This window comes from Pseudomonas sp. EA_65y_Pfl2_P78 (genome assembly GCF_963970495.1).
GTDB lineage: Bacteria > Pseudomonadota > Gammaproteobacteria > Pseudomonadales > Pseudomonadaceae > Aquipseudomonas > Aquipseudomonas baetica_A.
Genome location: NZ_CAXAON010000021.1, coordinates 50991 through 76850, shown reverse-complemented (window position 1 = coordinate 76850; position 25860 = coordinate 50991). Strand labels below are relative to the sequence as shown.

Annotated in this window: 21 protein-coding genes; 11 read left to right on the top strand and 10 right to left on the bottom strand. The window is 59.3% G+C overall.

Annotated elements, in window-relative coordinates; all coding sequences use genetic code 11:
- The first annotated feature begins 1 nt into the window (after position 1).
- Positions 2-748: a precorrin-4 C(11)-methyltransferase gene (gene cobM, locus AACY02_RS16890; protein WP_339432926.1), complete on the top strand. Its 747-nt coding sequence runs from the start codon at positions 2-4 to the stop codon at positions 746-748.
- 72 nt (positions 749-820) lie between these two features.
- Here cobM and nfuA read toward each other — a convergent pair whose 3' ends face one another.
- On the bottom strand, positions 821-1405 hold the full coding sequence (gene nfuA, locus AACY02_RS16885; protein ID WP_003225494.1) for a Fe-S biogenesis protein NfuA: 585 nt from the start codon (positions 1403-1405) through the stop codon (positions 821-823).
- A gap of 253 nt (positions 1406-1658) precedes the next feature.
- Positions 1659-3941, bottom strand: coding sequence for a fatty acid cis/trans isomerase (locus AACY02_RS16880; protein ID WP_339432925.1), 2283 nt, complete (start codon positions 3939-3941; stop codon positions 1659-1661).
- A 156-nt stretch (positions 3942-4097) separates the two neighbouring features.
- On the opposite strand from AACY02_RS16880, the gene metH reads away from it, so the two are divergent.
- Entirely contained in the window at positions 4098-7808 is a 3711-nt protein-coding gene (gene metH / locus AACY02_RS16875) for a methionine synthase (protein WP_339432924.1), read from the top strand.
- 113 nt (positions 7809-7921) lie between these two features.
- Positions 7922-8140 (top strand): DUF2970 domain-containing protein, encoded by a 219-nt coding sequence (locus tag AACY02_RS16870; protein ID WP_221732738.1) that lies wholly within the window; start codon positions 7922-7924, stop codon positions 8138-8140.
- A 6-nt stretch (positions 8141-8146) separates the two neighbouring features.
- Here the strand turns inward: AACY02_RS16870 and AACY02_RS16865 are convergent, their stop codons facing one another.
- Positions 8147-9220, bottom strand: coding sequence for an ABC transporter substrate-binding protein (locus AACY02_RS16865; protein ID WP_339432923.1), 1074 nt, complete (start codon positions 9218-9220; stop codon positions 8147-8149).
- Between the two features lie 521 nt (positions 9221-9741).
- Between AACY02_RS16865 and AACY02_RS16860 the strand changes: the two genes are divergently transcribed.
- Both AACY02_RS16860 and AACY02_RS16855 read left to right on the top strand, forming a co-directional pair.
- Complete coding sequence (locus AACY02_RS16860; protein WP_339432922.1) at positions 9742-11400, top strand: nitrite/sulfite reductase; 1659 nt, start codon at positions 9742-9744, stop codon at positions 11398-11400.
- Positions 11384-11878 (top strand): DUF934 domain-containing protein, encoded by a 495-nt coding sequence (locus AACY02_RS16855; protein ID WP_339432921.1) that lies wholly within the window; start codon positions 11384-11386, stop codon positions 11876-11878. Before AACY02_RS16860 ends, AACY02_RS16855 begins: the two co-directional genes overlap by 17 nt.
- Before the next feature lie 67 nt (positions 11879-11945).
- Here the strand turns inward: AACY02_RS16855 and sohB are convergent, their stop codons facing one another.
- Positions 11946-12977 carry a protease SohB gene (sohB, locus tag AACY02_RS16850; protein ID WP_339432920.1) on the bottom strand — a complete coding sequence of 344 codons (1032 nt, stop codon included), beginning with the start codon at positions 12975-12977 and terminating at the stop codon, positions 11946-11948.
- A 204-nt stretch (positions 12978-13181) separates the two neighbouring features.
- On the opposite strand from sohB, the gene AACY02_RS16845 reads away from it, so the two are divergent.
- A complete protein-coding gene (locus tag AACY02_RS16845) occupies positions 13182-13892 on the top strand; it encodes a histidine phosphatase family protein (RefSeq protein ID WP_339432919.1) in 711 nt (236 codons plus the stop codon).
- Positions 13893-13956: 64 nt separating this feature from the next.
- Positions 13957-14271, top strand: coding sequence for an SCP2 sterol-binding domain-containing protein (locus tag AACY02_RS16840; protein WP_103302367.1), 315 nt, complete (start codon positions 13957-13959; stop codon positions 14269-14271).
- Positions 14272-14578: 307 nt separating this feature from the next.
- Here AACY02_RS16840 and AACY02_RS16835 read toward each other — a convergent pair whose 3' ends face one another.
- The 4 genes from AACY02_RS16835 to AACY02_RS16820 form a co-directional block, all read right to left on the bottom strand.
- A complete protein-coding gene (locus AACY02_RS16835) occupies positions 14579-15085 on the bottom strand; it encodes a hypothetical protein (RefSeq protein ID WP_339432918.1) in 507 nt (168 codons plus the stop codon).
- 95 nt (positions 15086-15180) lie between these two features.
- Positions 15181-16221 (bottom strand): hypothetical protein, encoded by a 1041-nt coding sequence (locus tag AACY02_RS16830; RefSeq protein WP_339432917.1) that lies wholly within the window; start codon positions 16219-16221, stop codon positions 15181-15183.
- A gap of 12 nt (positions 16222-16233) precedes the next feature.
- Positions 16234-16761, bottom strand: coding sequence for a PAAR domain-containing protein (locus AACY02_RS16825; RefSeq protein ID WP_339432916.1), 528 nt, complete (start codon positions 16759-16761; stop codon positions 16234-16236).
- A gap of 156 nt (positions 16762-16917) precedes the next feature.
- On the bottom strand, positions 16918-17220 hold the full coding sequence (locus AACY02_RS16820; RefSeq protein ID WP_339432915.1) for a hypothetical protein: 303 nt from the start codon (positions 17218-17220) through the stop codon (positions 16918-16920).
- Between the two features lie 259 nt (positions 17221-17479).
- Between AACY02_RS16820 and AACY02_RS16815 the strand changes: the two genes are divergently transcribed.
- From AACY02_RS16815 to AACY02_RS16800, 4 genes are all read left to right on the top strand, one after another.
- Positions 17480-19198, top strand: coding sequence for a hydrogenase maturation protein (locus tag AACY02_RS16815; protein WP_339432914.1), 1719 nt, complete (start codon positions 17480-17482; stop codon positions 19196-19198).
- 144 nt (positions 19199-19342) lie between these two features.
- Complete coding sequence (locus tag AACY02_RS16810) at positions 19343-20206, top strand: LysR family transcriptional regulator (protein ID WP_339432913.1); 864 nt, start codon at positions 19343-19345, stop codon at positions 20204-20206.
- Between the two features lie 110 nt (positions 20207-20316).
- Positions 20317-21462, top strand: coding sequence for a sterol desaturase/SRPBCC family protein (locus tag AACY02_RS16805; protein WP_339432912.1), 1146 nt, complete (start codon positions 20317-20319; stop codon positions 21460-21462).
- Entirely contained in the window at positions 21459-22535 is a 1077-nt protein-coding gene (locus tag AACY02_RS16800) for an SMP-30/gluconolactonase/LRE family protein (protein WP_339432911.1), read from the top strand. The genes AACY02_RS16805 and AACY02_RS16800 overlap by 4 nt, the downstream gene beginning before the upstream one ends.
- 211 nt (positions 22536-22746) lie before the next feature.
- On the opposite strand, the gene AACY02_RS16795 is transcribed toward AACY02_RS16800, so the two are convergent.
- On the bottom strand, positions 22747-22989 hold the full coding sequence (locus AACY02_RS16795; RefSeq protein WP_221732752.1) for a DUF465 domain-containing protein: 243 nt from the start codon (positions 22987-22989) through the stop codon (positions 22747-22749).
- A 232-nt stretch (positions 22990-23221) separates the two neighbouring features.
- Complete coding sequence (locus AACY02_RS16790; RefSeq protein WP_339432910.1) at positions 23222-25855, bottom strand: excinuclease ABC subunit UvrA; 2634 nt, start codon at positions 25853-25855, stop codon at positions 23222-23224.
- Positions 25856-25860 lie beyond the last annotated feature (5 nt).

The following is a 25860-nucleotide window of genomic DNA, read 5'->3' as shown; positions in this document are numbered from 1 at the left end:
CATGACCGTCTACTTCATCGGTGCCGGCCCCGGCGACCCGGAACTGATCACCGTCAAAGGCCAACGGCTGATCCGCAATTGCCCGGTGATCATCTATGCAGGTTCGTTGGTACCGGCAGCGGTGCTGGAAGGTCATCAGGCGCAGACGCTGGTCAACAGCGCTGAATTGCATCTGGAGCAGATCATCGAACTGATCAAAACCGCGCACGCCAAGGGCCAGGATGTCGCACGCGTGCATTCGGGAGATCCGAGCCTGTATGGCGCCATTGGCGAGCAGATTCGTTATTTGCGCGAGCTGGATATTCCCTTCGAGATCATCCCCGGCGTGACGGCCACCGCAGCATGCGCCGCGTTGTTAGGCGCAGAACTGACCCTGCCTGACGTGTCGCAAAGCGTCATACTGACCCGTTATGCCGACAAGACTGCCATGCCCGCAGGCGAAGAACTTGGAAGCCTGGCGCAACATGGCGCGACCATGGCGATCCATCTGGGGGTCAATCATCTGGAGAAAATCCTTGCTGAACTATTGCCGCATTACGGCGAAGACTGCCCGATCGCGGTAATTCACCGGGCGACATGGCCGGATCAGGACTGGGTGGTGGGAACGCTGGGGGATATTGCCCAGAAGGTCGCCGCCAAAGGGTTTCGGCGCACCGCGTTGATTCTGGTTGGGCGGGTGCTGGGCAGTGAGGTATTCAGTGAGTCCTCGCTGTATCGCGCCGGGCATGCGCACTTGTATCGCCCCTGAAGACATTCTTGAACATCACGCATAAAAAACGGCGCTCACGGGGCGCCGTTTTTCATGCTCGCAGCGAACACCTTAGTAATAGGCGTTTTCTTTCTGCGTATGGTCGGTCACGTCACGAACGCCTTTGAGCTCTGGAATGCGCTCGAGCAAGGTGCGCTCAATGCCTTCCTTCAGGGTGACATCCGCTTGACCGCAACCCTGACAACCACCACCGAACTGCAGCACGGCGATGCCGTCTTCGACTACATCGATCAGGCTGACCTGACCGCCGTGGCTGGCCAGCCCCGGGTTGATCTCGGTTTGCAGGTAGTAATTGATACGTTCGTTGACCGGGCTGTCGGCGTTGACCATCGGCACTTTGGCGTTTGGCGCCTTGATGGTCAGTTGACCACCCATGCGGTCGGTGGCGTAGTCGACGACCGCGTCGTCCAGGAACGCTTCGCTGAACGAATCGATATAAGCGGTGAAGCTTTTGAGCCCCAGCGCCGTGTCTTCCGGCTTTTCTTCGCCCGGCTTGCAGTAGGCAATGCACGTTTCGGCGTACTGGGTGCCAGGCTGGGTGATGAAGACGCGGATGCCGATTCCCGGGGTGTTCTGCTTGGAGAGCAGATCGGCCAGGTAATCGTGGGCGGCGTCAGTAATGGTAATAGCGGTCATGGAAACTCCTCGCAGGCTTGGGCGCAGTTTACGCCAATCGTTGCGCCGGACAAAGTCCTAGTATTTTTGTCGGGAAAGATTCTCGACAGACTGACCTTCTGTCCGTGCCTTGAGCCAACGGTAGCCACGTTTTCCCAACCATGGGTAACTCAACCAGGAGCCGACGCCGATTACCAAAACACAGACGACAAACATCCGACAGGCATTGCGCTGCCGCTGAAGGTTGTGACAGCAGGCCCTTCTCAAAGGCCGATCAGAGATTCTCGTATCGATTCATGTCCAGCACCCCCTCTTCAACCGGATCGGTTTCGTGGAGGTACTGGCTCAAGTCGTGAAAATAGAACCAGAACTGCGGATGACTGCGGCGAATACCCCAGCGTTCGACGATTTTTTCGAAGCGGTTGGCGTCTTTGGCGTTTTCCATTGCATCGACAAACTCAGGCACTTGCTCGGCGGGAATATTGAAGATGAAGTTCGGATAACTGCTGAGCACGCCCGGGTAAAGAGTGATCGTGTCGAGGCCCGGCTGATAACGCAGCGACTCACCGAGCAAGAACGCCACGTTGCTGTGCGCGCGATTGCGCAACAGGCTATAGACCTCGCGTTTGCCACTGGCAGTTTCAATACGCAACATCGTCGCTTCCGGCAACTGGTCGATCACCTTCAACCCGGCGGCGGGGCGCGATGTCAGGCGACTGAGCGCCTGTTCGGCGTTTTGCAGCGCCGGATCGATATTCGGGCGTGAGCAATAGGCGCCCTCGCAACGGTTGATCGGGTCAGGTCGGGCGTCGAGGTCGCCATAACGCGCCAGCAACTGCATGGCGAAATCGTGTTTCGGGTCTTTCTTGTTGAGTTTCAGCGCGGTCGGCTTGTCGTCGTCGATGGACTCGTAATCCAGCCACATCTTGAACTGGCCACTGCTCTGATACCAATCGTCGAGGTAATCCTCACGGGAGTCGGCGGGCATCAGGCGCAGGAAGTTTTGCTCGGCGCCGTTACGGATTAGATCGAAATACAGGCGGGTTTGCGCCTGATGCGAAACGTTGCCGAACACATCGAAGTTGACCGCCAACTGGTAATAGGTGCGCTCCAGCAACGGATAGTCGAACAACCACATCGTCTGCGGCACCTCGCCGATCAGGCCTTTGGTGACCGAGGCGCTGTCGAAGTGGCGGAAGATGCTCAGCAACGCATTGTCGTTGCCCGCCCACAGCGTCGACCAGCTCGGCGCCGGCTGGTCGGCGTAACTGTCACGGCGCAGGGCTTCGTATTCGTTACGTTTGTTGCGGTAGTCGCGCCAAAGGCTCAGGACGCTGCCGACATCGTCGTTTTGCCCGGGCATGGCCAGCAACGGTGTGGCCTGACCACGATAGTTGGGATCGGTGATGTACAGGTCATGTTCCGGAGCCTGGAACAGCGCCCAGAAGTTGTCGCGTATAACGTCGGTCGCGATCTGCCCTCGGCACACCGGGCCACGTATAAAGGTACGGACGAAATACTCGGCGTTATCGAGCATGAACTGATAGCGCGCCTGCGCCGGAATGGCCTCGAACGTGGCGAACGGATTGGCCCGGCTCTGCGGCCCGTAACCCGGCAAGGCGTTGACCTGCCAGTTGCCGCTGTAGAACAGGCTTTTGACCCGCGCCATTTTTGCCGCGCTCAGCGGGTAGGTGATGTGCGTTTTGTGAACGATCACGCCTTGGACCGGCCACAAGCGGTAATACACCTGAGTCCCCGGATCGTCATTCGGGCGACGAGTGGCAATCAGGTCGATGGGTTGTCCGGTTGGCGTGCGCGAACGCACCCACTGAAAGTAGTGCCCTGGCTCACCGTCCTTGAAATAGATGTGCGCCAGGAACCAGTGTTCGTACAGCCAGCGCCCGACCAGACTCTCCCGGGCTCCGGGCGTGTTGAGCAGATTTTCCCACTGGACAATCTGCATCGCTTCTTTGCTGCTGGGCGCCAGACCCTGTTCGTCAATGGGTGCGCCGGACGCCAGCCAGCGTTGCAGCGTTTGGTATTGCTGATCAGTCAGACCGGTGACCGCCAGCGGCATGCCTTCTTTCGGATGGGCACCGGCGTACGCCTCGAACTCGGCAGGCATGGTGCACATGTTTTCCCGGTTCAGGCCCAGGGCGATTTCTTCTGGCAGTCTGGCGTTCGGCGTCAACGGGGTTTTGTGCCCCAGCTCCAACATGCGGGCCATCAAAGCCGCCTGACTGCCCTGTGCATCAAGTACCGAATAGAAACCCTTTTGCTGCCAGGCGCGCTTGCCGAAAGCGTCGTAGAACAACCGGGTAGTTGGCGCCGCCTGAGTGCGCTCGCCGTCGTAGACCGGCATTTTGCTCGCGCCACGCCCGGCGCCTTCGCCGCTGCCCAGGTTGAGCTGACAAGCGGAGTCGTAGCACGCATGGCAGGCCACGCACTTCTCGGTGAAAATCGGCTGGATATCACGGGTATAAGAAAGCGCGGGATCTTGCGCCGCAGCGCCCCAGCTCAAGAACAGCAAAACGATGCTGATGACGCGGTACGACATGTCCCTGATCCCGATCCTGAAGAAAAACGCTGAGATTCTACAGTATGACGGTCGTACCAACATGAGCGATATTCATGCAAAACCGCCACATGCTCTAAAAGCGCACAGGTTTGTTATGATCCCGCTCCTTCGTAATGGTCTTTCCGAGTAGTCCAAATGTCCGATCGCAGCGTCCGCCTTCAAGCTCTCAAGCACGCCCTCAAAGAGCGCATCCTGATACTCGACGGCGGTATGGGCACGATGATCCAGAGCTACAAGCTCGAAGAGCAGGATTATCGCGGCAAACGCTTCGCGGACTGGCCGAGTGACGTCAAGGGCAACAACGACCTCTTGGTGATCACCCGTCCGGACGTCATCGGCGGCATCGAAAAGGCTTATCTGGATGCCGGCGCCGACATTCTGGAAACCAACACCTTCAACGCCACCCGCATCTCCATGGCCGACTACGGCATGGAAGAGCTGGCGTACGAACTAAACGTAGAGGGCGCGCGCCTGGCGCGCAAAGTCGCCGACGCCAAGACCCTGGAGAACCCGGACAAGCCGCGCTTCGTCGCTGGCGTGCTCGGCCCCACCAGCCGCACCTGCTCGCTGTCGCCTGACGTCAACAACCCTGGCTACCGCAACGTCACCTTTGATGAGCTGGTGGAGAACTACACCGAGGCCACCAAAGGCCTGATCGAGGGCGGCGCCGACCTGATCCTGATCGAAACCATCTTCGACACCCTCAACGCCAAAGCGGCGATCTTCGCCGTGCAAGGGGTGTTCGAAGAGTTGCACCTCGAACTGCCTATCATGATTTCCGGGACCATCACCGACGCCTCCGGCCGGACCTTGTCGGGCCAGACCACCGAAGCGTTCTGGAACTCCGTGGCCCACGCCAAGCCGATTTCGGTGGGCCTGAACTGCGCCCTTGGCGCCAGCGAATTGCGTCCGTATCTGGAAGAACTGTCGAACAAGGCCAGCACCCACGTTTCCGCGCACCCGAACGCCGGCCTGCCGAACGAATTCGGTGAGTACGACGAACTGCCGTCGCAAACCGCCAAAGTCATTGAAGAATTCGCCCAAAGCGGCTTCCTCAATATTGTCGGCGGCTGCTGCGGCACCACTCCGGGCCACATCGAAGCCATTGCCAACGCCGTGGCCGGTTACGCGCCGCGACAAATCCCGGATATTCCCAAGGCCTGCCGCCTCTCGGGCCTGGAGCCGTTCACCATCGATCGCAGCTCGTTGTTCGTCAACGTCGGCGAGCGGACCAACATCACAGGTTCGGCCAAGTTCGCCCGTCTGATCCGCGAAGACAACTACACCGAAGCCCTGGAAGTTGCCCTGCAGCAGGTCGAGGCCGGCGCGCAGGTGATCGACATCAACATGGACGAAGGGATGCTCGATTCGAAGAAGGCCATGGTGACCTTCCTCAATCTGATTGCCGGCGAGCCGGACATCTCCCGCGTACCGATCATGATCGACTCCTCGAAATGGGAAGTGATCGAAGCCGGCCTGAAATGCATTCAGGGCAAGGGCATCGTCAACTCGATCAGCATGAAAGAAGGCGTCGAGCAGTTCATCCATCACGCCAGGCTGTGCAAGCGCTACGGCGCCGCCGTGGTGGTGATGGCGTTCGACGAAGCCGGCCAGGCCGACACCGAAGCGCGCAAGAAAGAAATCTGCAAGCGCTCCTACGACATTCTGGTCAACGAAGTCGGCTTCCCGCCGGAAGACATCATCTTCGACCCGAACATCTTCGCCGTGGCCACCGGCATCGAAGAACACAACAACTACGCTGTGGACTTCATCAATGCCTGTGCCTACATCCGCGACGAACTGCCGTATGCCCTGAGCTCCGGCGGCGTGTCCAACGTGTCGTTCTCGTTCCGCGGCAACAACCCGGTGCGTGAGGCGATTCACTCGGTGTTCCTGCTGTACGCGATCCGCGCCGGCCTGACCATGGGCATCGTCAACGCCGGTCAGCTGGAAATCTACGACCAGATCCCGCAGGAACTGCGCGACGCGGTCGAAGACGTGGTGCTCAACCGCACACCGGAAGGCACCGACGCCCTCCTCGCCATCGCTGACAAATACAAGGGCGACGGCAGCGTCAAGGAAGCCGAGACCGAAGAGTGGCGCAACTGGGACGTCAACAAGCGCCTGGAACACGCACTCGTCAAGGGCATCACCACACACATCGTTGAAGACACCGAACAATCGCGCCAGTCATTCGCCCGCCCGATCGAAGTGATCGAAGGCCCGCTGATGTCGGGCATGAATATCGTCGGCGACCTGTTCGGTGCCGGCAAAATGTTCCTGCCGCAGGTGGTCAAATCCGCCCGTGTAATGAAGCAGGCCGTAGCGCACCTGATCCCGTTCATCGAACTGGAAAAAGGTGACAAACCTGAGGCCAAGGGCAAGATCCTCATGGCCACGGTGAAAGGCGACGTCCACGACATCGGCAAGAACATCGTTGGCGTGGTGCTTGGCTGCAACGGCTACGACATCGTCGACCTCGGCGTCATGGTCCCGGCGGAAAAGATCCTGCAAGTGGCCAAGGAGCAGAAGTGCGACATCATCGGGCTGTCTGGCCTGATCACCCCGTCGCTGGATGAGATGGTTCACGTTGCCCGTGAAATGCAGCGTCAGGACTTCCACTTGCCGTTGATGATCGGTGGCGCGACCACATCCAAAGCGCATACTGCCGTTAAGATCGAGCCCAAGTACAGCAACGACGCCGTGGTTTACGTGACCGACGCCTCCCGCGCGGTCGGCGTGGCAACGCAGTTGCTGTCCAAGGAATTGAAGGCCGGTTTCGTTGAAAAAACCCGAGCCGAATACGTCGAAGTGCGCGAACGTACCGCCAACCGCAGTGCCCGCACCGAACGTCTGAGCTACGCCGCCGCCATCGCGAAGAAACCGCAGTTCGACTGGGCCAATTACCAGCCGGTCAAACCGACCTTCACCGGCAGCAAAGTGCTGGAGAACATCGACCTCAAGGTACTGGCCGAGTACATCGACTGGACGCCGTTCTTCATCTCCTGGGATCTGGCCGGCAAGTTCCCGCGCATCCTCGAAGACGAAGTGGTCGGTGAAGCCGCCACAGCGTTGTACAAAGACGCTCAGGAAATGCTCGCCAAACTGATCGACGAGAAACTGATCAGTGCCCGTGCGGTGTTCGGCTTCTGGCCAGCCAATCAGGTGCATGACGACGACATCGAGCTGTACGGCGATGACGGCAAGCCATTGGCCAAGCTGCATCATCTGCGTCAGCAGATCATCAAGACCGACGGCAAACCGAACTTCTCGCTGGCCGACTTCGTGGCGCCCAAGGACAGCGAAGTGATCGACTATGTCGGTGGCTTCATCACCACCGCCGGTATCGGCGCCGAAGAAGTGGCCAAGGCTTATCAGGATGCCGGCGACGACTACAACTCGATCATGGTCAAGGCACTCGCCGACCGTTTGGCCGAGGCGTGCGCTGAATGGCTGCACCAACAGGTACGTAAAGAACACTGGGGCTATGCCCGGGATGAAGTGCTCGACAACGAAGCGCTGATCAAAGAGCAATACTCCGGCATTCGTCCTGCGCCGGGTTATCCGGCGTGCCCGGATCACACCGAGAAAGCTGCATTGTTCGCCCTGCTCGACCCAGAAGCCGCCGAAATGCGCGCCGGGCGCAGCGGTGTATTCCTCACCGAGCACTACGCGATGTTCCCGGCGGCAGCGGTCAGCGGCTGGTATTTCGCCCACCCGCAGGCGCAGTACTTCGCCGTGGGCAAGGTCGACAAGGATCAGGTGCAGAGCTACACCTCGCGCAAAGGTCAGGAACTGAGCGTGACGGAGCGCTGGCTGGCGCCGAATCTGGGCTACGACAACTAATCCAGCTTCAACGCAATACTCTGTGGGAGCGAGCGGGCTCCCACAGTGGTTTTTGCGGTGCCCTTGAAACGGTTGGCTATGCTTGTCTGACACACATGGCAGACGAGGGATTTATGGACGATCCAGTCGACAACAAACCGCCGAGTTTCTGGCAGATGCTGCACAGCGTGATGGCAGCGGCGTTCGGCGTGCAGAGCGGCAAGAACCGGGCAAGGGACTTCACCCACGGCAAACCCAGTCATTTCGTGATATTGGGGATTGTGTTCACCGCAGTGTTTGCGCTGACGCTGTTTGCCATCGTCAAACTGGTCGTGCATTTCGCCGGCGTCTGACGTGCTTCAGTGCATCAAGGCCTGGAAAGTGAACGGGTAGCGGTACGAGGCTGGCCGCCCTTTGGCCGAGAGTTTGCGAAATCTCACGCCGTAGTCAGGCGAACTTCCCATGGCCAGCATTCGCCGGGCATGAGCCTTATCGATCAGTTGCAGCAAAGGCACCTGACGATCGCGGCCGCCATGCTGATCCAGATCCACGCCCTGCTCGTGGTCATGCAGTTCCACCAGCGCCCAGCCGCCCAAAGTGAAGTGTCCGCCCAACAGCACGCTCAAGCGCCCATCGACCAGAGCCTGCAGCGCCGCCGGTGACGTATTGACCGCACTGAACAAGGCGTCTTGCCCCGGGATTTTGCCGGTCTCGGAAAACGCGCGCATCGCGCCAAAGGCCATTTCATCGTTGGCCGACCACACCAGTGACACCTTCGGATAGCGCGCGAACAACTGTTTGGCCTGTTCATAGGCGCGCTGCTGCGTCCAGCCGCTGTAGACACGTTGGCGCAAACGTACTTGCGGATGTTCGGCCAGTGCGCGCTGCATGCCGTGCTCACGCAACTGCGCCGACGGCGTGATTTTCAAACCGGAGAACGCCAGCAATTCGATCTCCTCACCCCCGCTCACGGGCCGATGCATTCGAATCAACGCCTTCATCATCAGGTAGCCGCCCTCCTCATCGTTCGGCACCAGGTTGCCGACCCGATCCGTGCGCTCGCCGACCAGAGCTTGCTGGTCGGGGGTCAGTGCAGCGTTAACGATGAACAACTTCACGCCACTGTCTTGAGCCAGACGCAGGATCTGTGGCGCCACGTATTGCTCGTTGACGAACATCAGGTAATCGGGACGATTCGGCCCCTGCAACGCAAGACGCGCCTGAGCGAGTGTCAGTTCGGGTCGACGCAGGGAATAGAGAATGCGCAGATCAATGCCAAGATCCCGGGCGGCTGCCTGCATGAATTGCGAATAACTGACCCAGAACGTTTCCTCGGTCGAGCCGGGATTGAGAAACAGCACGGACTCCGCCCGCGCGCTGGACGCGAAAACCGCGCCAAACAATAGAAAGCTGATGTGAAAAAACCTGAACATGAAACAGCCGGGCCCAAGGAAAAACAGCCGCGATTATAGCCTTCGAAAACCGGCTGCTGGCGCCTGATTCCGTTTTTTGTCCGACAATCGTCGGACACGGGCCCGGAGGGGTCGCTTACTGATGACTGACCCAGAATACCGCCGTTCCTACGACCAGAATGATCAGGAACACAATCGCCCAAGCATCGACACTGCTATCGCTTTTCCTTGCTTTGGTTGGGTTGCTCATTGCATCGCCTCTTGTCGGTTTTATCGGTGATTGCAGAAAGACTCGACCACAGTTAAGACGATGATTGTCCGCACGACAAATGTGGGTTAGTTGACAGCCATTCTCGTTAGGCGATTTGGTTCTTTACATATACTCAAACATCACTTTTGCGCATAACTGCAAACGGGTATATTGCCCCGGCTCCGTTAGAGAGTGCGCGGCCGTGCGCGCAGAATTGCAGAGGCAACCTCGGACTCCAGCAAGCGAAAACCCAGCGTTTTCCGAGTAGCCCAAGCCTGAGAACAGGACTTATATGTACGTATACGACGAGTACGATCAGCGGATCATCGAGGACCGCGTCAAGCAGTTCCGTGATCAGACCCGACGCTATCTGGCAGGTGAGCTGAGCGAGGAAGAATTCCGTCCCCTGCGCCTGCAAAATGGCCTCTACATCCAGCGTTTCGCGCCGATGTTGCGAGTGGCAGTGCCTTACGGCCAACTGACTTCGCGTCAGACCCGCATGATGGCCAGGATTGCCCGCGACTACGACAAGGGCTACGCCCACATCAGCACACGACAGAACGTGCAGTTCAACTGGCCGGCGGTTGAAGATATCCCGGACATCCTGGCGGAACTGGCCACGGTGCAGATGCACGCGATCCAGACCAGCGGCAACTGCCTGCGCAACGTCACCACCGACCAGTTTGCCGGCGTCGCTGCCGACGAAGTGATCGACCCGCGCCCGTGGTGCGAGATCGTGCGTCAGTGGACCACGTTCCACCCTGAATTCGCTTACCTGCCACGCAAATTCAAGATCGCCGTCAACGGTTCGACCGCTGACCGCGCAGCCATTGAAGTGCATGACATTGGCCTGGAGCCAGTGCACAACGAAGCTGGCGAACTGGGCTTTCGCGTGCTGGTCGGTGGCGGCCTCGGTCGTACGCCGGTCGTCGGCGCGTTCATCAATGAGTTTCTGCCCTGGCAGGACCTGTTGAGCTACCTCGACGCCATCCTGCGGGTCTACAACCGTTACGGCCGTCGCGACAACAAATACAAGGCGCGGATCAAGATCCTCGTCAAAGCGCTGACCCCTGAAGTATTTGCGCAGAAAGTCGATGCCGAAATGGAACACCTGCGCGGTGGCCAGACTACGCTGACCGAAGCCGAACTGCATCGCGTCGCCAAGCACTTCGTTGACCCGGACTACAAGGCGCTGGACAACCAGTCTGCCGAACTGGCCGCGCTGGACAAAGAACACCCCGGGTTCGCTCGCTGGCGCACCCGCAACACCCTCGCGCACAAAAAGCCGGGTTATGTGGCCGTGACCCTGTCGCTGAAACCGACCGGCGTTGCCCCGGGCGATATCACCGACAAGCAACTCGATGCCGTCGCCGATCTGGCCGAGCGCTACAGCTTCGGTCAACTGCGCACCTCCCACGAGCAGAACATCATTCTTGCCGACGTCGAGCAGAGCCAGTTGTTCACCCTGTGGGGCGAGCTGCGTGAAGGTGGTTTCGCCACGCCGAACATCGGCCTGCTGACCGACATCATTTGCTGCCCTGGCGGTGATTTCTGCTCGCTGGCCAACGCCAAGTCGATCCCGATTGCCGAATCGATCCAGCGCCGTTTCGACGACCTCGATTACCTGTTCGACATCGGTGAACTGGACCTGAACATCTCCGGCTGCATGAACGCCTGCGGTCACCACCACGTCGGCCACATCGGCATCCTCGGGGTGGACAAGAAAGGTGAGGAGTTCTATCAGGTTTCCCTCGGCGGCAGCGCAAGCCGGGATGCGAGCCTGGGCAAGATCCTCGGCCCGTCCTTCGCTCAGGAAGCCATGCCTGACGTCATCTCGAAGCTGATCGACGTTTACGTTGAACAACGTACCGAAGACGAGCGCTTCATCGACACCTATCAGCGTATTGGCATCGACCTCTTCAAGGAACGCGTCTATGCAGCGAATCATTAAGAACAACGAAGTCGTCGACGAAACCTGGCACCTGTTGCCGAAGGACTTCAACATCGACGAGATCAGCAACTGCGACGATCTGATCGTTCCACTGCAACTGTGGCGCGAACACAGCCGCATGCTCAAGGCACGCGACGGCGGCCTGGGTGTATGGCTTGATGCCGACGAAGAGGCCGAGGAAATAGGTCCTGACGTGGCCGAGTTCCAGGTGATCGCGCTTAACTTCCCGGCGTTCACCGACGGGCGCAACTACTCCAACGCACGCCTGCTGCGTGACCGTTACGGTTTCAAAGGCGAACTGCGGGCAATTGGCGATGTGTTGCGTGACCAGTTGTTCTACATGCACCGCTGCGGTTTCGACGCCTTTGCCATACGCCCGGACAAAGACCCGTACGAAGCGCTTGAAGGCCTCAAGGATTTTTCGGTGACCTATCAGGCGGCCACTGACGAACCCCTGCCGCTATTCCGTCGTCGCTAAACCTGCGGGTTTGCCGCGGACACAAAAACGCCGGTCAATGACCGGCGTTTTTTTATGCGCGACTGTTTTACCAGAAACGTTGCTGGGTCAGACGACTCCACCAGCTCAACAGCACGCGATCCACCGAACCGCTGGCCGCCATGCCGATACGCTCTTGCAGGCTTTTACGCTCGGCGTAGTGCAGGTGGTAGACCTCGGCCTGTCTGGCCTTCTGCGCAAGGTATTCGTCGCTGGTCTTGAGTTCATCAACCAGTTGCTTGTCCAGCGCTGCAACACCAAGCCAGACTTCACCTGTGGCCACTTCATCGATCGCCAGTTGCGGACGATAGCGAGCGACAAAGTTCTTGAACAACTGATGGGTGATGTCCAGGTCTTCCTGAAACTTCTCGCGGCCCTTCTCGGTGTTTTCGCCGAACACGGTCAGGGTGCGTTTGTACTCACCGGCGGTCAGCACTTCAAAGTCGATATCGTGCTTTTTCAGCAAGCGGTTGACGTTGGGCAACTGCGCGACCACGCCAATGGAGCCAAGGATGGCGAACGGCGCACTGATGATCTTGTCGCCGATGCACGCCATCATGTAGCCGCCGCTGGCCGCGACCTTGTCGATACACACGGTCAACGGCACGCCGGCTTCACGAATACGGGCCAGTTGCGAGGAGGCCAGACCGTAGCTGTGGACCATGCCGCCACCGCTTTCCAAACGCAGGACGACTTCGTCCTTGGGTGTGGCGAGTGTCAGCAGCGCGGTGATTTCATGACGCAGGCTTTCGGTGGCCGAAGCCTTGATATCGCCGTCGAAATCCAGCACGAACACCCGTGGTTTGGCTTCGGGCTTTTTCTTCTGCTTCTTCTCGCTTTTCTCGGACTTGGCCTCACCCTTGCGCAAAGCCTTGAGTTGATCCTTGTCGAGCAGCGTTTGCTCAAGGCGCTCACGCAGGCCTTTATAGAAATCATTGAGCTTGCTGACCTGCAACTGACCTGCCGACTTGCGCCGCCCCTTGCTGCGCAACGCGGCAAAACTGGCGAGCACTACCAGAATGGCGATCACCAGCGTGACGGTCTTGGCCAGGAAACTGGCGTATTCGGTGAAAAACTCCACAGAGACTCCTTAAAACAATGCGCGGACGTGAAACACACGCGGGATGGCGCCAGCATACCCATGCGCCGGCTCCTCGACCAGCCGTGAAACCTCTGGCAACACGCCTGTAACGGGCATTTCAAACAAGCGTATGTTTTTTCATTGACAGCACCCCATCATCCTCATAACCTCGCCAAACCTTCAACGTACCGGGATGACGCGGACGTGGGCAGTATCTATTTGATTCGACATGGCCAGGCCTCCTTTGGTGCAGACGACTATGACGTCCTGTCACCGACCGGCGTGCGCCAGGCAGAAGTCCTCGGCCAGCACCTCGCTGAACTGGGTATCCGCTTTGACCGCTGCCTCGCGGGTGACCTGCGTCGCCAACAGCACACGGCCACCAGCGCGCTGGAACAATTCACCGCGCAAGGCCTGTCGGTACCGATGCTGGAAACCGATTGTGCCTTCAACGAATTCGACGCCGACGCCGTGATCCGCGCCCTGCTCCCGGCCATGTTGCCGGACGAACCGGAAGCGCTCGACATCCTGCGCAATGCCGCGCAAAACCGCGGCGAGTTCCAGCGCATTTTCGCCTTGATCATTGAGCGGTGGCTGGCCGGCACTTACGACCCGCCGGGGCTGGAGAGCTGGCTGGGCTTTGTCGAACGGGTTCAGGCCGGATTGCACCGAATCCTCGAACAAGCTGAAAAAAATCAGAAAATCGCCGTGTTCACCTCCGGCGGCACCATCACCGCACTGCTCCACCTCATTACGCAAATGCCTGCGAAACAGGCCTTTGAATTGAACTGGCAAATCGTCAACACCTCGCTCAACCTGCTGAAATTCCGCGGTCGCGAGGTGGCTTTGGCTTCCTTCAACAGTCATGCACACCTGCAACTGTTGAAGGCCCCGGAACTCATCACCTTCCGCTGAGTCCGGATTACTGTGAACCTTGCTGTAATCAACCTGCTCTTATTACCCAAGAAAGGATCGAACCATGACCTCCGTAGCTGATGCCGTACAAGCAATGAAAGCCAAGTTCAACCCAGCCGCTGCTGCCGGTCTGGACCTGGTCTTCGGTTTCCGCATCGACGAGACCAAGAACTTCTCGCTGATCGTCAAGGACAGCACCTGCGAGCTGCAAGAAGGCGAAAACCCGGACGCCCAGGTCACTCTGGTGATGGACGGCGAAACCCTGGAAGGCATCGTCGACGGTTCGACCGACGGCATGCAAGCATTCATGGGCGGCAAACTGCGCGCTGAAGGCGACATGATGCTGGCGATGAAACTGTCCGAACTGTTCCCGTCGTAAGACTACGATTCGGAAAAAACAAATCCCGCCTTGGTGGCGGGATTTGTCGTTTCAGGGTCAATGGATGCCGGCGGCGTCCAGCGCCTTGAAGACCTGCCGATCAGCGACCTGGGGCCCACTGTCGGGGTACATCAACTGGACGCCGCCTCCGGGGAGGATTTCACCGGTTTGCGCATCACGCGCGAAGGTGATGACATACCGCTCCCCCTGATACTTCAAGTAGATATTGTAATAATCCTACGGCTGATCCGGTGCTGCGAAAGCACTGTAACGAATGAACGCAGTGTTCACATTCAACTACCAGCCCTTAACGGCGCAGGCTCTGAGTCTCGTCCAGTTCCTTGAATATCCGCACGTAATGCGCATCGGATTCTTGGTTCGGATAAATCAGTTTTGCACTGTTTTTATCGATCAGCTCTCCCGTTTGCGCATCTCGGCTGAAGGTGATGACAAACCGTTGATTTCCCAGATTCAGGAACAGGTTATAGAGATCGACTGGCTTGTCCGGCTTGTCGAACTTGCTGATCCAGTACCTGACACGCCCAGTCAGATCCGGTGGGTCGTTGATAAGCGAGTCGGTATTGACCTGGGGAAAGTCATACTCAAGCGCCACCCCTGCGATGGCGACGAGGTCATCGTTCATGTTCGCCGTAACCGGCAGAGGTTTATTGCGCAGCATGCTTTCGGCGCTTGCTTGGGCCGGGGTTCCCATGAGACGGCGGCTGTACATTCCGCTTGTAAACCAGCGAGTGGCGTCGAAACGATTATCGTCTGGACTCCAGATGCCGTAATACATCATTACTTTCGAGGACATTTCGTCTTCCTTGCCAACGAGATATAGACCCATCAAAACCGCGACGGCCAATAGCCCGATCGCACGAAAAACCGTTGTTTTTTTTATAGTTGAGGTCATTTGGCTGGTTTGTATTCGCACAGCTTTTTGGGAACGCCATCCGGTGTATTGCCAGATCGTACGCCATGGACAGCCCCTTCAGCGTCCAGGGGATATCCGAGTGTGTCGTTGTAATGTTCCCGTCCTTGAGCTTGTTTCAACAGCGCGGCATCTTTCTCGCTCAATGTTTTGACAGGCGGCACAGGCGCCCGCTCATTCGGCAACTGAGCGGCGGGATCTTTGCTGGTGGTGCGATGGGCTGTCAACCGACGCTGGTAATCACTGAGATTCTTGCGGTAGGCACGGCTGGCGGCCTTGTCCGCTTCCTGCTTGGTCGGTGCCTGCTCCACCGCGGCACGATCTTCGTTGGTTCCATAGGTCTGGTCATACAAACTGCGCCGAGGAAATGCCCACACGGTTGTTCCGGTGGCATCAGCCATTATTTGCGCCAGACTGAGTTCAAAGTGCGGGTCTTCATTTTCCGCTACTTTCACGCTCGCGTTGATCCCTAATCCGGTTCGGCATGCGTAGGAATAGATCTTCGCGCCATAGGCGAACGCGTCAGGCGTAAACATGCGAGCCTGGGCATCACGTAATCGGTAGCTGTCACGTTTGTCCAGCTCGTACCCCAGTTCTATGCTGCCTACAACGCCGTGGGAAAAGAAATCCATTTGCTTGATTTCCCGACTTCTGCGTTTTCGACTCGCGACAAAATCAACCAACTGCGAAATTGAATCGTACTCGCGATACTCGGCACCATAACCCTCGGTCACGATCTTTTTGACTTCAGCCAACAGATTTGGGTCGTACTCATCCTTGAAGATCAGAAATGCCCGTTGAATAGAGTAACTCGGCGTAGACGGTGGATAGCTTTTGAGCTGACGTATGCCCTGGTTGATGAAGTTCATCATGTTGCCCCGCTGGCCACGAATATTCGCGATAAAACCCAGGTAGGACGCTCCCACTACCGTCACATAGTCCTGCGCCAGAGTCCCCTTCACTTGCGTCGTCGCGTGCTGATCGTTCGTCTGACCCTGATTTTTTTTTGGAGTTGCCACGTAAAACCTTCCTTAGTAAGCGATACCCAGAGCATCCAGGTGGGCGGCGGCTTCCTTACCCCATTGCACGACAATGGAGGTCGGATCGGCAGTGAACACGCGTACGGCGTTGCCGTGGTTGTCAGTGTGGCCGACAAGGCGTTGGCCGTCTCCGGTTTCGATGCAATAGAGCATATCGGGAATCGCCTCGCCGGTGGTTTCATCAACCAGTTGGAAGCGTTCGCTGTGTTTGGGCACAGTCACGATAGGAGTGAAGGGTGCGGCGCCGACTTGAGTGCCCACGAACACGTCGCCAGAGCCGGTGATGATCATACCGCCATGGGCGGTGCCACTGCCGAGAAACGCAATGGGTTGGCCATTGATCAGGATGTTGCCGATTCCTTCGGTGACCGAATCACCGCACGCCGTTGTGTCTCCGACACGCAGCACCGGCATGCCGTTGATATTCACGTTGGGCGAACCGCTGGTGCTTGGGTTGGTACCGTGACCGGTCACCGGACAGGCATTGAGATCGCTGAGTCGAGCGGCTGGTTTTGCCATCGTCTACTTCCTTGTATTGGCTAGGGCGCGGAATGTACCGGATCTATACCAGGGATAAAAGTCTGTCGCCGCGTATAAAGGCCGAATCTGGCGTAGCGAAGGATGCCGCCAGCAACTCACGGGTATAGGGATGGGCCCGGCAATCGCGTCCGAACCTTAGATCCTCGAGCCGCCGCTGCTGAGGATTTCGTTACGCTCAATCACCGCCCCGGTCAACGCACTGCCATCGTCCAAAGTGAAATCACGTCGTTCAGCAGTATCGGTCACCAACTCCCCTGCATCCGGCAACCCGCCGTAACGCGGCCCGAGCAACCCGGCCAGCAGCACAATACCGAGCACACTCAAACTGCCGCTGATAAATCCACGACTGCTCGACGCCGCATTGAGGCTCTGCAGCAGACGGTTGCACGGCAACCAACGCAAAGTCGGATCGCACAGCAGGACCAGACTTGCGCCCATTTGTTCGATGACATGCGGATGCTAAGGATCGGCGGTACGCAAGACATCGAATGCAGCGCGCCAGGCTCACGAATGGGAGGCCGGTAGTGCCAAGACCCGTAAAAAGAAGACGCTTCGTCGCCTCGCAAAAGATTGGCTGACAGAACGTTGACCTCGATCACTGGCGCACGGGCGAGACTGATTAATCTTCCGGCTCCATCGAAGGCCAGGGAAGGCTCACCGGGAGCCTGCGGCTGATCCCATTCAAGGAAGAACTCTCATGCGACCACTCAACATCATTCTGCTGTCGTCGGCATTCAACGGTTTGACTCAACGCGCCTGGCTGGAACTGCGTCAGGCCGGACATTCGCCCAGCGTCGTGGTGTTTACCGACGACGCTTCGGTGTGTGAACAGATCGAACGCAGCGGCGCGGATCTGGTGATCTGTCCGTTCCTCAAGGACCGCGTGCCGCCAGCGCTTTGGCGTAACACCGAACGTCCGGTGGTGATCATTCATCCGGGCATCGTCGGCGATCGTGGCGCCAGTGCGCTGGACTGGGCGATCACCCATGAGCTGTCGAGCTGGGGCGTGACCGCGTTGCAAGCGGTTGAAGAGATGGACGCCGGCCCGGTCTGGGCGACCTGCGAATTCAATCTGCCGTCGGGCTTGCGCAAGTCCGAGCTGTACAACGGTCGGGTCAGCGATGCGGCGATTCGTTGCATTCGCGAGGTAATCGAAAAATTCGTCGAAGGTTATGCGCCAGTGCCGCTGGATTACACCGACCCCAAAGTGCGTGGGCGTTTGCAGCCGAACATGAAACAGATCGACCGAAGCTTCAACTGGCACGACTGCGCGCGCTTCATCAAGCGCTGCATCGACGCGGCGGACGGCCAGCCCGGCGTACTGGCAAGCCTGGCGGGAGGTCAGTATTACGTGTACGACGCGCACCTGGATTCGCGCACGGGCCTGCCCGGCGAAATCCTCGCCGTGCAGGACGATGCCGTGCTGGTCGCGACCGGCGATCAGAGCCTGTGGATCGGCTCGCTGCGACGCAAACCGCAGCCTGGCGAAGAAACCTTCAAGCAACCGGCGCGGCATGTGCTGGCCGGGCAATTGGCCGATGTGCCGACGCTCGACAGCTCGATTGCCACCCAGCCATTCAGCGACGCGGCCTATCAACCGATTCGGTACCGCGAATCCGGGCATGTCGGCGAACTGACCTTCGAGTTCTACAACGGTGCCATGAGCACCGAGCAATGCCAACGCTTGGTCCAAGCGCTGCGCTGGGCCAAGTCCCGCGACACTCAGGTGTTATTGATCAAGGGCGGACGCGGGAGTTTTTCCAACGGTGTGCATTTGAACGTGATTCAGGCCGCGCAGGATCCGGGGGCTGAAGCCTGGGCGAATATTCAGGCAATCGATGATGTCTGTGAGCAATTACTGACGGCGCGGCAACTGGTGGTCAGCGGCGTAACGGGCAGTGCTGGCGCCGGTGGCGTGATGCTCGCGTTGACGGCCGATATCGTCTTTGCCCGGGCCGATATCGTGCTCAATCCGCATTACAAAAGCATGGGGTTGTACGGCTCCGAATACTGGACTTACAGCCTGCCCCGCGCCGTTGGCCCGGCGATGGCCGAGCAACTGACTCAAGCCTGCCTGCCGGTCAGTGCCCACCAGGCCCTGCAACTGGGTATGGTTCAGGAGATCGGCCCGCGTTGCCCGGATGAGTTTTCGCTGTGGCTGCTACAACGGGCCAACAGCGTTTTGAGCGACCCGGCCTATGCCGCTGTGCGTGAACGCAAGGCCCGGGTTGATCAGGTGCTGATCCAGCAATGCCGTGAAAGCGAGCTGCAGGAGATGCAGGAAGACATGCTCTACAACCGCAGTGGTTTCGCCGAGAAATGCGCCCATTTTGTTTACAAGCGCAAGGCGTGTGGCACGCCGGCGCGGCTGATCGCGGATTGGGCACGGGGGCGTGAAGTTGAGCTGACGGACTGATCGTCACCGCCCGCCACGGCCTCATCGCCGGCAAGCGAGCGCTCACAGATATCAAACCGTGGCCGCGACCCTAATGGCGATTGAACGATGACGCAGTGTAGAGGCTGCACATACAATGCGCCCACCTCAAACACTGGCCCGCCCATGGACATCGACCTCGCCCGCACCTTTCTGGAAATCGTCCGCCACGGCAGCCTCGCCGCGGCGGCGCAGAAGCTGTTCGTCACACAAACGGCAATCACCGCCAGGGTGCAGAAACTCGAGAGCCAGTTGGGCAGCACCCTGTTCGTGCGCAATCGGGCCGGGGCGAAACTGACGCCCAACGGCGAGGCCTTTGTGGTCTACGCCAATCAACTGGTGCAGACCTGGGAGGCCGCGCGCCGCGACTTGCCGCTGCCCGAGGGTTATCACAACGTGCTGCACATCGGCGGAGAAGTCAGCCTGTGCAATCCGTTGATGCTCAGTTGGGCTGCCGAACTGCGCGAGAAAATTCCCGGGCATGCGTTGCGCATGGAAATCCGCGACGGCGAAAACCTGCTGCGCCAACTTGAACTCGGTGTGCTCGACGCGGCGCTGGTCTATCAGCCCGAATACTGGCCGGGGTTGCAGGTCGAGCAGGTGCTGGAAGAAAAGCTGATCCTGGTGCGCGCGCCTGATCGCCCGGATCCCTACGTCTACATCGACTGGGGCCCGGATTTTCGCCGCCAGCACGATGCCGCTCTGCCGGAAAAAGCCAAAGCCGCGCTGAGTTTCAACCTCGGCCCTCTGGCCCTGCAATACATCCTCGAACACGGTGGCAGCGGCTACTTCCGCACTCGCGTCGTGCGCACCTACCTGGAGAGCGGCGCCCTGGAGCCGGTGACCAAAGCCCCTGAATTCGGTTACCCGACCTATCTGGTGTACTCGCGCGATCGCGACTCGGCGACGCTGCAACAAGCCTTCAATCTGCTGCGCGAAGTGATTCGCAACGATGACGACTGGTCGCAACGCTGGAACCCACTGAGCTGAGGCGGCCGCTTTACAGCCGATCATGGCGCATGTGCCCCAAGGTCTGGCCTGCATAAACGAGCGGATCGGCTAATCTGCCGGGTATGACAACGATCCCCGCAGGTGACGCAGTGAGGCAGACCACCGAGGCATTTCGCAGTCGCTACCGTGCGGCGATCCATCCGCTTTACAACCCGTGGTTGCATGGCGCCTTCGTGCTGCTGTTCGGCGTACTGGCCATCGGCATGTTCTGGAGCAATGTGCAGCAGGTGCAACCGCTGCAATGGCTGACCGTGCCGCTGACCCTGCTGTTCTTCAATTTCGGCGTGTACAGCGTGCATCGCCATCTCGGCCACCATAAAAAAGCCTTCGCGAAAATGTTCTACGCCCGACATGCGGGCGATCATCACAGTTTCTTCACCCCCGGCCACATGACCTACGACAGTGCCCGCGACTGGCGGGTGATTCTGTTCCCGGCCTGGCTGATCGTCATTCACACGCTGTTCATCACCCTGCCGGGGTGGTGGCTGCTCGTGCAGGCCAATGTCAACGTTGCCGGGCTGTTCGGCGGCTGCATGGTGTTCGGTTATCTTGCCTACGAGGTGTTTCACGCCTGCGAGCATCTGCCGCCGGACAATCCGTTGACCCGGCTGCCGTGGATCCGCCAGATGCGTCGCCTGCACGAATTGCATCACCGCCGCGAGCGCATGCAGGAATGCAACTTCAACATTGTCTTGCCCTTGATGGACTACTTGTTCGGCACCCTTTACTGGGAGCCGGAAACCGCCCCTTTGAGCCATTCGAGAATGCCCATGACGCGCCTGCAACACCCGATCGATATCGCCGGTGAACCGATTGCCGTGCTGGCCTACGCTGCCAGCGTCAGCCGCTGGCCAGAGTGGCACCCGTCTTCGCTGAAAATCAACGGCCCACAGGGCCCCCTGCATGCGGGTTCGCACTTCGAGGAGGATATTCATGCGGGTGGGCGGCCAGGTCACTTGAGCTGGGAAGTCACGGAGTATCTGCCCGGTCGGCGCTGGTGTGCGCAGGCGCACGGTGATCACGGGTTGTCATTGTTGCTCACTTACGAATGCTCGACCGAAGGCAGCGGCACACGGTTTGTGCGCACCCTGGAGTATCGCTTCGAGGGGCTGGGCATGCGCATCGCCAATCAGTTGCTGCTCAAACGCCGTATTGGTCGCGAGTCGGCTGCGTCGATGCTCGCGTTACGCGACATGGCCACGCAATACATTGCATCGGCGAGGGCAAGCGCATGAAGTTGGGACATGGGTTGATGCTGCTGATCATTCTCGTTTTCGCGTTTTTGTTGCTGATGCCCACCCGGGTTGAGCCGGTTGCCTGGAAACCACAGGCCGCGCCATCGCTGACCAACGGAATCTACGCCGAAAACCAAAAACTCAAAGGCGTTGCACAGGTTGGCCCGAGTGACATCGAAGGGCCAGAGGCGCTGCTGCTGGAAGGTGACTTTTTGATCACTGGATTGCATGACGGTCGGCTGATTCGCAGCAGTCTCGACGGTCAGGAACGCCAAGTGCTCGCAGATACCGGCGGACGTCCCTTGGGTCTGGCCCGACATCCCAACGGTTTGCTGGTGATTGCCGACGGCGTCAAAGGTTTGCTCTCGCTCGATGCACAAGGGCGCTTGATTGCCCTGGCGACAGCCGCCAATGGCCTGGCGTTCGGTTTCACCGACGATGTGGCCATCGACCAATCCGGGCATTACGCCTACTTCAGTGATGCCTCCAGCCGTTGGGGTTATGGCCATGACGGCGAGGCGATTATCGAGCATGGCGGTGACGGACGTCTGTTGCGCTATGACTTTCAGACCGGCAAAACCAGCGTACTGCTGGACAAACTGGAGTTCGCCAACGGCGTGACCCTCGGCCCAGATGACGCCTATGTATTGGTCAACGAAACCGGCGCTTACCGCATCAGCCGCTACTGGCTGACCGGGCCCAAGGCCGGCACCCATGACCTGTTCATCGACAATTTGCCGGGGCTGCCGGACAACCTCGCCTTCAACGGCAGCGACCGGTTTTGGGTGGCGCTGTACGCACCGCGCAATCCCTTGCTCGATGGCACTGCCGGGTATCCGCTCGTACGCAAGATGATCGTGCGAGCGCTGACCGTGTTGCCCAAACCGGTGGAAAAGCGCGGGTTTGTGCTGGGGCTGGATCTGGACGGCAAGGTGATTGCCAATCTGCAGGATGCCAGCAGCGGTAATTACTCACCGATAACGACGGCGCGCGAGTATGGGCCGTGGTTGTATTTCGGGTCGTTGAAGGCTTCGCATATGGCGCGTTTGCCCTTGGCAGATGCGCTCAAATGAGCCCGCATTAAAGGCACTGGACTGACTGACGCTATCGCTGGCAAGCCTGCTCCCACGCGGTTTGTGAAACATCGAAAATCATTCGATAACCACAAACCTGTGGGATCGGTCATGGGGCACCTCGCAAGGAGTCGATGAATTCGGACTCTGAACATTCGAGGTGCCGGGCGTGGTTGTCGTTCCAGTCAATCTACAACCGTAGGTCGGCGGATCAGGACGGGGGCTGCAAATGGCTGACGATCTCGTCCTTGACCTTCAGGCGCTTCTCTTTGAGTTTTTTCAGTTCATCGTCGCTGGGGGCATCCGAGGTGGCCGTTTCGGCCTTGACCACATCGGCATCAGCCTGGGAATACTTGTTGATCAGTGAATCCAGTCGTGGATCCTGGGTGCGTTTTTGCTGGATCTCTTCCTTCGTGCAACTCAAGTCCTGAAACAGGTCATGGGGAACCGGCATGGAACACCTCCATCAGTTGATCGGGAGGCCAGCGCGACCGATTGCGCTGACCCGTTATCAGAATGGCCTTGGTTGAACGCTTCTGTCGACCACCTGTCAGACCAGCGGCGCCCGTTCGTCGCCCTGTCGCTATTGCGATAAAGCCTTTGCTCGTTGCGCGCCCTCAATCGCCTGTCGCTCAAAAAACTGTGGCCGGTGGCCTGAAGCGATGAGGCCATTGGAGACGATACATTTAACGACTCATGGCGCGGGCAAGGAATGGCGCAGTCCGGCTCTTCTTGCTCGCCGCGACTTTCTGCGGCGTACCCGCCGCAACAATCTTGCCGCCCAGATCACCCGCCCCCGGGCCGATGTCGATCACCCAGTCGCTCTGCGCGACCACGCGCATTTCATGTTCGACCACGATCACCGTGTGCCCCGCCGTCACCAGCGCATCCAACTGCTCCAGCAACCGATCGACATCGCGCGGGTGCAATCCGGTGGTCGGTTCATCCAGCACATACAAGGTGGCGCCACGCTGGTTACGCTGCAACTCGGTGGCCAGTTTGATCCGCTGCGCCTCACCGCCGGACAGTTCCGTGGCTGGCTGCCCCAGGCGCAAATAACCCAGGCCGATGTCGCGCAGCACCTCCAGTGAACGCCGAATGCCCGGTTGCTCGATGAACACGCTCACCGCCTCGTCGACAGTCAGTTGCAACACCTGAGCGATGCTCAAGCCTTGCCACATTATCGCCAGCGTCTGCGGGTTGTACCGTGCGCCATGACAGGTCGGGCACGGTGCATACACGCTGGGCATGAACAGCAATTCGACACTGACAAAGCCTTCCCCCTCGCACGTCGCGCAACGACCCTTGGCGACGTTGAAGGAAAACTGCCCGGCGTCATAACCCGCCGCCCGCGCCTGGGGTGTCGCGGCGAACAGCTTGCGCACGTTGTCGAATAACCCGGTGTAGGTCGCCAGATTGGAGCGTGGCGTGCGACCGATGGGTTTCTGATCGACTTGCACCAGTCGCTTGATCGAATCCAGTCCGGCGCTGACGTGTCCGCCGCTGACCTGCGGTGCGTCGTCTTCGAGGGTGAGTGCTTCCGACTCGTGATCAACCGTCGGCCGCCCCAGTTGCGCGCCGACCAGTTCCAGCAACGCCTGACTGACCAGACTCGATTTTCCGGAACCGGACACGCCCGTCACCGAAGTGAAGCAACCCAAGGGAAACTCGGCGCTGAGATTGGTCAGGTTGTTGCGGGTGATACCGTCGAGTTTCAGCCACGCTGTCGGCTTGCGCGCCGTCCGCGTCTGCCCTTGCGCTTGGGCAAACAGATAGGCGCGCGTCTGCGACTGCTCAATGGCGGCCAACCCCGCCGGCGGGCCGCTGTACAACACTTGACCACCCTGCTCTCCCGCCGCCGGCCCGACGTCAATCAACCAGTCGGCTCGGCGCATGGTTTCCAGATCATGCTCGACCACAAACAGCGTGTTGCCCTCGGCTTTCAAGCGCTGCAAGGCTTCGAACAAGGCCTCGCCGTCCGCCGGGTGCAAACCGGCGGACGGTTCGTCGAGCACGTAAATCACGCCGAACAATTGCGAGCCCAGTTGCGTGGCCAGTCTAAGGCGCTGCAACTCCCCGGACGACAAGGTCGGCGTGCTGCGCTCCAGCGCCAGATAACCGAGGCCCAAATCGGTCAGGGTACTGACCCGCTCGAGCAAGTCCTCGGCAATACGCTGCGCTGCCAGGCGTTTTTCCAGGGACAGGTTCGGGGTGTGCCGCACATCCGGCGCGCTAGTGTGTCCGCTGGCGCCGTGGGCTACACGCTGCTGACGGGCCTCGCGAGTCTGCGCATGGCTCAGGGTTTCGCCGCGCTCTTCAGCGCGATCCAGATAGCTGGCTGCCGCCACCGGTTTCAGCACCTCGGCCACCTTCAACAACGGCATCTGCGACAACTCGCCGATGTCATACCCGGCGAACGTCACCGACAACGCCTCGCGCTTGAGGCGTTTGCCCTCACACAGAGGACAAGGACTGCCGAGCATAAACTGCGAAACACGCTTCTTCATCAGCGCACTTTGCGAGTGGGTAAATGTGTGCAGAATGTAGCGCCGGGCGCCGGTGAACGTGCCTTGGTAACTCGGCTCTTTCTTGTGCTTGAGGGCGAACCGGGTTTCTTCCGGGGTCAGCCCGGCGTACACCGGAACGGTTGGGGTCTGTTCGGTAAACAGAATCCAGTCGCGCTGCTTTTTCGGCAGTTTGCGCCACGGGATATCGACGTCGATGCCCAGGGTCACGAGGATGTCGCGCAGGTTCTGGCCTTGCCACGCCAAGGGCCAGGAAGCCACCGCGCGCTGGCGAATGGTCAGGCCAGGATCAGGCACCATCAAGGCTTCGGTGACTTCATACACCCGGCCGAGCCCATGACACTCGGGGCACGCGCCCTGTGGCGTATTGGGCGAAAAATCCTCGGCATACAGCATCGCCTGCCCCGGCGGATAACTGCCGGCACGCGAATACAGCATACGGATCAGGCTCGACAACGTGGTGACGCTGCCCACCGATGAACGCGTGCTCGGTGTACCGCGTTGTTGTTGCAGCGCCACGGCAGGTGGTAGGCCTTCGATGGAGTCGACATCCGGCACGCCGACCTGATCGATCAGGCGCCGCGCATACGGCGCCACTGATTCGAAATAACGCCGCTGGGCTTCGGCATACAACGTCGAGAACGCCAGCGATGACTTGCCCGACCCCGATACTCCGGTGAACACCACCAAGGCATCGCGGGGAATGTCGACGTCAACGTTCTTCAGATTGTGTTCACGGGCACCGCGCACCCGAACCATGCCGGTGGTTGCCTTGGAGGTACGCTTGGAAGTCATCTGCC